10 protein-coding genes are annotated in these 6008 nt (G+C 33.4%); all 10 read right to left on the reverse strand.

All coding sequences use genetic code 11. The features are described from left to right. The coding region (locus AB3X49_RS16255) for a phosphatase (RefSeq protein WP_367963350.1) at positions 1–420 on the reverse strand (420 nt) is incomplete at its 3' end. A gap of 76 nt (positions 421–496) precedes the next feature. Further along, a complete protein-coding gene (locus AB3X49_RS16260) occupies positions 497–1693 on the reverse strand; it encodes a macrolide family glycosyltransferase (RefSeq protein WP_367963352.1) in 1197 nt (398 codons plus the stop codon). Between the two features lie 92 nt (positions 1694–1785). Beyond that, the gene (locus AB3X49_RS16265; RefSeq protein WP_367963354.1) at positions 1786–2463 is read right to left on the reverse strand and encodes a formylglycine-generating enzyme family protein; all 678 of its coding nucleotides are present in this window, start codon (positions 2461–2463) and stop codon (positions 1786–1788) included. A 59-nt stretch (positions 2464–2522) separates the two neighbouring features. After that, the gene (locus tag AB3X49_RS16270) at positions 2523–3029 is read right to left on the reverse strand and encodes a DNA topology modulation protein (protein ID WP_002013022.1); all 507 of its coding nucleotides are present in this window, start codon (positions 3027–3029) and stop codon (positions 2523–2525) included. Between the two features lie 21 nt (positions 3030–3050). Further along, the gene (locus tag AB3X49_RS16275) at positions 3051–3437 is read right to left on the reverse strand and encodes a ribosomal maturation YjgA family protein (RefSeq protein WP_002127740.1); all 387 of its coding nucleotides are present in this window, start codon (positions 3435–3437) and stop codon (positions 3051–3053) included. 92 nt (positions 3438–3529) lie between these two features. Continuing rightward, a complete protein-coding gene (locus AB3X49_RS16280) occupies positions 3530–3883 on the reverse strand; it encodes an MmcQ/YjbR family DNA-binding protein (RefSeq protein ID WP_000994618.1) in 354 nt (117 codons plus the stop codon). A gap of 15 nt (positions 3884–3898) precedes the next feature. Further along, positions 3899–4303: a GNAT family N-acetyltransferase gene (locus AB3X49_RS16285; RefSeq protein ID WP_002127741.1), complete on the reverse strand. Its 405-nt coding sequence runs from the start codon at positions 4301–4303 to the stop codon at positions 3899–3901. 33 nt (positions 4304–4336) lie between these two features. Then, entirely contained in the window at positions 4337–4753 is a 417-nt protein-coding gene (locus tag AB3X49_RS16290; RefSeq protein ID WP_002032649.1) for a GNAT family N-acetyltransferase, read from the reverse strand. A 92-nt stretch (positions 4754–4845) separates the two neighbouring features. Beyond that, a complete protein-coding gene (locus AB3X49_RS16295) occupies positions 4846–5157 on the reverse strand; it encodes a hypothetical protein (RefSeq protein ID WP_367963357.1) in 312 nt (103 codons plus the stop codon). Further along, a complete protein-coding gene (locus tag AB3X49_RS16300) occupies positions 5158–5925 on the reverse strand; it encodes a serine hydrolase (RefSeq protein WP_367963359.1) in 768 nt (255 codons plus the stop codon). Positions 5926–6008: the final 83 nt, after the last annotated feature.

Here is a 6008-nt window from a genome sequence, read left to right on the forward strand (position 1 = left end):
CAATAAATAAGTATCGTTATAAAAAGAAATATACGCTTGCTGACCACCATTAACGACATACTTGCAATACTTATATACTTCATCTTCATGTACACCTTTAATCGTAGTAAATATGATTGTACTTTCAAGATCATCAACGTCTACTTTCGTTTCTGCCCAATTCTTAATCTTCATGAACCTTCCAATTTTTGTTTTCTCATTTATTCTCTTACTTTTACCATATGTTATGTAACCGGAAATAAATGAAACATCAATTGTATCAGGACTTTTAAAAAGTTCAGTCAAAATCCCTCTTAATCCTCTCAAATTACCCTCAAATAATTCTATATCGAATCTAATTCTATTTTTCGCCTCCACTTGAAAAAATGGTGTAGCTGTCATGTCAGCAAAATTTACATCTAGTATTTTCATGCTTTCCATTTCATCAATTCCTCGCTTCATATAACAAAAAAGTGTCTATATCATTTAATATAGACACCCTTTCACATGTATAGTTTTAATAACAGCCTGTAAATTTAAAAATTTCATCAACTGCTTGCTTATACCCACCTGATTTTCGGAGAGACTCCTTCAAATTCAAAGCAGCTTCTTTACATGACGGATTATTTAATACTATTTCTACACTTTCACTTAGTTGATCCGCAGTTAATCCTTGCATTTGCAATTTAACTCCTGCCCCGAGACTCTCCACTTGCCTTGCGATTACTGGCTGATCTGCACTTTGCGGAATTACAACGAGTGGAACACCGTTATATATCCCTTCATGCGTACTGTTCATACCGCCGTGTGTAATAAATAGTTTCGTATATTTGAGAAGTTCAGTTTGTGGTACATAGTTTTTCACAATGAAGTTTTTAGGGATATTACCTAAATCACTTATTTCCGTTTTGTTGCCAATAGACATAACAAGTGTATGCTTACTATTCTCGAACGCCTTCATACAAAGTTTATAAAAATCAAGCGCTTCATTAAAAACAGTACCTAATGAAATGTAAATCAGGCTTTTTTCTTCAATTGAAGTGTAATCAAAACCTTCATTTTTCACTTGTGTAGAGATAGATGGACCCACAAATTTGAATGTTTCATTAAATGTATCCCCAAAAGGTTGGAACTCCTTAATTGTATACACAATAGTAAGTGAAGCTGGATTACAGAAAACTTCATACGGTGAGTTTATATTAACACCATATTTTTCTGTAATTCCATTAGTTAAGTTTTCAAAATCATTATGTATTCTATCCTGAACTTCCAGTGGGATATTTTTAGAAAGATGGTCTAACATTTGTTTAAATGATTTTTCATCTTGTGCAAAAGATGTGCATGAATTTATGGCTGGAAGATTAAGAATTTGGGCAATTAAGCGACCACAGCCAAACATCGAATCATGAATAATATAATCAAAATGTTCACCTTCAATTTGTTCTAGAACACTAGGTATTACAATATCAGCTGTATGTAGAAGGCCGTTTATTCTTTCCTGTAAATAATTTCGACCACCGGAAAGAAATGCTTTTATAAATTTTTCATCATCAATCGTTCGTACAGTAGCACCTGTCTTCTCAATACGCTCCCTGAAAGCCTCTATTGAAAAATAAACTACCTCTTCACCGCGAGAAATCAGTTCTTCTACAACATGTAATGTTGGATTTATATGTCCTTCTGATCCAGCGTTAATGAATAAAACACGTGCCATTCAAAACACTCCTTAAATTTTAAAATTTCTATGTTGTAAAGAGTATGGATACTTTCCATACTCTTTACGGAGTTATATGTATCATTTTCCTGCTAAATTGACCTAGCAAGCCTAAAACCGAGATCATCTATATGAAATGTAGGATGACTACGACGGCGACAAGTAGCACCGCACCCTCTCGCTTCTTCAGCCCAGCTACCGCCTCGGAAAATTCGGTACGATCCATATACCTTTTCATCATACAAATCATAACACCATTCCCAAACATTCCCTAACATATCATATACTCCCCATGCATTCGGTTCTTTTTTACCGACCTCATGAATTTTCCCAACCGAGTTTTTATTATACCAAGCTATCTTATCAAGTTCTCCATATGTATACCCAGTAGTCCCTGCTTTACATGCATATTGCCACTCTCCCTCAGAAGGTAATCGGTAGCCGTTGGACTCTACATTACAACTAACCTTTTGACCGCCATCACTAATAGAATAATATTCTTTTAATCCCGCTTTTTTTGAAAGTAAATTACAAAATATAATCACATCATTCCAAGAAGTATTAACAACGGGTTTATGATTGCCTAGAAAAGAATTTGATGATTCATTTATAACAGTATAATATAATTCCATCGTTACAGTATATTGCGCAAGAAGAAACGGCTTAATTTGGGCCTTCCATTCTCTTTTAATTCGATCGTCTCTTAAAACTATCTCCCCTGCTGGGATTTTTACCATATAAGAATCAATCAAGCGAATTATTTCATTCAATATTATTCCTCCATTCAAAATGGAACATAATTTAATGTTTTTAATGCACCAATTTATACTTACTGCACTTCCTTTATGAATCGTTGAACCTCATTTGGTGTTTTTAAAATAATAATTCTTTTATCCTTATTGAATTGATCGATTCTTTTTAAAATTGCAGGTCTTTTCGACTTAGGATATTCCCATATCCATTTGAAAAATTGCAAGTCAAATCTTTCTTCACATCCAGCCCCCATATCCGGTCTTGTTTTATTCCGATATTGCACAATTCTTTTAAAAGCACGATAAACACAAATTGTTCTATGAATATCAAGAAAGATAATTGTATCAGCTGCGTTAATTCTTATGTCCATTGTCCCGCCATAATTCCCATCAATAATCCACTTTTCCCCTTTAACTAATTCATTTTGAACCGTTCTTTGCTCCTCTTTCGGTACACCCTCCCAATTTGGTTTCCAAAATAGTGCATCAAGATGATGCACCTTAATATTTAATTTATTCCCTAACTGTTTTGCTAATGTAGATTTTCCTGAACCACCAGAACCTATTAATATTATTTTTTTCATAAATACCCCTTTTTACATCTTTTATTTCTTCCGTAGCATAAACTCACCAAGCATTCCTACTCCAACACCAATTGTGTAAGCCACTAAATCACTCCATAAAAATCCGTAACCTAATACGAGTCCACCTAAAGTCGTTGCGCGAATGCTATCAATCCATTCCGCATGGTACAATTGGCTAATTTCAATCCCGTAGCAAAATATCAAACTAATAAAAGCTAATTTCTTCATTTCTATTTTAGGAAACAAAAATCCGAATCCAGTAAAAATCATTAATGCCCATAAAGCATCACCTAAGTACTCATTTAACAAATCTGGTAACGCAAAAGCAAACTTTCTTGAACTAAGACCTAAAATAATAACAACTATAGTAAACACCGCATATAGTAATCTATTTCGTTTCGTATTCATTTCAAAATCCCCTAATATATAATGTAAAACTGCAAATAGCTAGTAAAATATAATCATTTTACTAGCTATTTATAGTCGACTTCACTTTGTATTTAATCCAATAACTCTTGCTGCTTTTTCTTTGAAAATGATTGTAATACTAAATCATACGACCAATCTATCATTTTATTAATTTGTTCTTGCCCCACATCCTTATGTATGTACACTGTATTCCAATGCTTTTTATTCATATGATATCCAGGAATTATTGTTTCTGGGTAATCTTCTCTTATTCGTAAAGAGAGTTCTGGATCACATTTTAATGTAATCGCAGCTTTTTCCCCTTCTTCATGGTTCACTATCGCAAATATTTTATTATTGAGCCTCATACATGTTGCACTCCAGCCATCTGGAGAATCCTCTGTCGCTTTTCTTTTCGATAAACAATACGCTCTTGTTGCATTCATTCTAATTGGCACCTCTTATTCTTTCACTATTTGATTACGATGCATCACAATTTGCTTCGTCGCTTTAAATTGCTGTTCACCATAAAACTTTATTAGTTTCTCGCCGCAAAATAGACTTACAATATCAATATGAGATATCTCTCGAAGTAACATTGTAAGCATCTTCTCACCAATACCTTTATTTCTTACACTCTCATGTACGACAACATCTTCAATATACGCCCGAAAAACACCGTCAGTAACAACTCTAGCAAATCCAATTAATTCGTTTTCTTCCCATACTCCAATAGCTATACTATTCTTTAACATTTTTTGAATATCGACTTCTTTTCTTTCTGGCCACCAACCTACAGAATCGTAAAGTTTCTTTATTTTTTCTACACAGATTGGTTGTTCATGTTGTAATCTATACGTGTACATTTTTTCTCCCCTCAACCAGTATACATAATATTATTATAATCTCTTTTCTAAAAAGTGTTGACTATGCCCTTTAGGATGATCTTCAACAACACCATATTCTCGGTATCCGTGCTTTTTATAAAAATCTGGTGCTTGGAAACTAAATGAATCTAGTAAAATAAGTCTACATCCTTTTTCCATCGCAATTCCTTCTATTTTATGTAACAATTGACTACCATAACCATCATGACGAACAGATTCATCAACCCATAAAAAATCTATATGAAGATGATAAAAATACATCGTTCCTGTTACCCCGCCAAAGATTTTTCCTTCCTCATCTTTCACTACAAAACTTACTTGTTCCATGGGCTGTTTTACTTCATCTGTTAAGATAGACATATTATATTGAATTACTTTATTTTTAATGTATTCACCTTCAGTGCGAGTACCGTTCTCTATGCTTTTCATATATTTCCTCCTTTCAACTTAGTAAGCTACATTTAATTTTTACTTCTTCTCTTTAATATACTGATGAATATAAATCCAGCATATGTAACAAATCATGAAAAACCAATTATCCCTGGTACAGAGACATCGCCTGTTCTCACATAACTTATAACGGCAAAACTAGCGATTAATAATAAAATAGATGGCCAAAATATAAGAGCTGTTTTTCTTCGTCTTTGTCTCGATGTACTTTCTTTCACTTCAGAAACACGTGTACCAAAAAGCAATACAATACAAATGAGAATCGCTGCAAAGTAAATAGTATCTAATGACAAAGTGCGATCGTATAGCGCAATTCCAACTTCAAGAGCAATAATCGTAAGGATTAAAATAATGATTGTTGGAGTCTTTAAGTTTCGTTTCAATCACTCACCCCTAACATAACTATATTCTTTGTATACGTACCTCAAAGCTTCTATAACGGTTTCATCAACTTGTTTATTATCAAATCGATTAGGTAAATCTCTTCCCCCAATTACATAAAGAAACGGAAATTCATGAAACATTCCTATTATACCAATATTTATTATAGCGGTGGATAAACCACCTGTCATATGAGCTAAATGATAATACGGTATCCCTTCATAATCACCTTGTTGCCTTACCATTCCATTAATAATGGGTTCCCATAATTCTGGTTCTGATTTATATCCTTGAAAAATATGCACTAAAAGTGAAAGAACTTGATTTAACTCTCCGACATTTTGCTCATCTCTAGGGTTTTCCTGTATATGAATCTTTGAAAAGTACGTTAAAACATTTTCTCTGACAGTTTCCCATCCTCCGCAGTGCATTACAACCGAGTGAGCAATATAACTGTCGTGGCAAGCTATCATTACTTCAACCGCTTTACTAAGTGTTAATGTAGTTCTTCCTTGTAAATGAGGATATAACTGCACACTATCCTCATTTGGATTAAACTTAATGTGATGAAGTGTATCATTCCAACTAATTAGTTTATCCTTTACCATCTTTGCTACTGTAAATCCAATTGCCACTTTTGCTGCTGATGCTAAAGGAACGTATAGCTCATTGTTATGGGTAGCGACTATATTTCCATTCTTTGTTGAATAAACAAGTATTCCAACTTGACCAATTTGTATTTCTTTTATTTTTTTAATGACAGCCTGCATATTCATCCCTCTTCTTATATCGTTTTATCATCTTCTCAAAATTCGATATAGAATATAAGAATCCTTTTTTGTTAAATGATAAT

Origin of the sequence: Bacillus sp. C30 (genome assembly GCF_040838255.1) — a bacterium.
GTDB classification, from domain to species: domain Bacteria; phylum Bacillota; class Bacilli; order Bacillales; family Bacillaceae_G; genus Bacillus_A; species Bacillus_A mycoides.

Coding starts and splice junctions, on each gene's coding strand:
- AB3X49_RS16285 (WP_002127741.1), bottom strand. CDS start 4,303: ATGTACACGTATAGATTACAACATGAACAACCAATCTGTGTAGAAAAA.
- AB3X49_RS16280 (WP_000994618.1), bottom strand. CDS start 3,883: ATGAATGCAACAAGAGCGTATTGTTTATCGAAAAGAAAAGCGACAGAG.
- AB3X49_RS16290 (WP_002032649.1), bottom strand. CDS start 4,753: ATGAAAAGCATAGAGAACGGTACTCGCACTGAAGGTGAATACATTAAA.
- AB3X49_RS16275 (WP_002127740.1), bottom strand. CDS start 3,437: ATGAATACGAAACGAAATAGATTACTATATGCGGTGTTTACTATAGTT.
- AB3X49_RS16300 (WP_367963359.1), bottom strand. CDS start 5,925: ATGCAGGCTGTCATTAAAAAAATAAAAGAAATACAAATTGGTCAAGTT.
- AB3X49_RS16260 (WP_367963352.1), bottom strand. CDS start 1,693: ATGGCACGTGTTTTATTCATTAACGCTGGATCAGAAGGACATATAAAT.
- AB3X49_RS16270 (WP_002013022.1), bottom strand. CDS start 3,029: ATGAAAAAAATAATATTAATAGGTTCTGGTGGTTCAGGAAAATCTACA.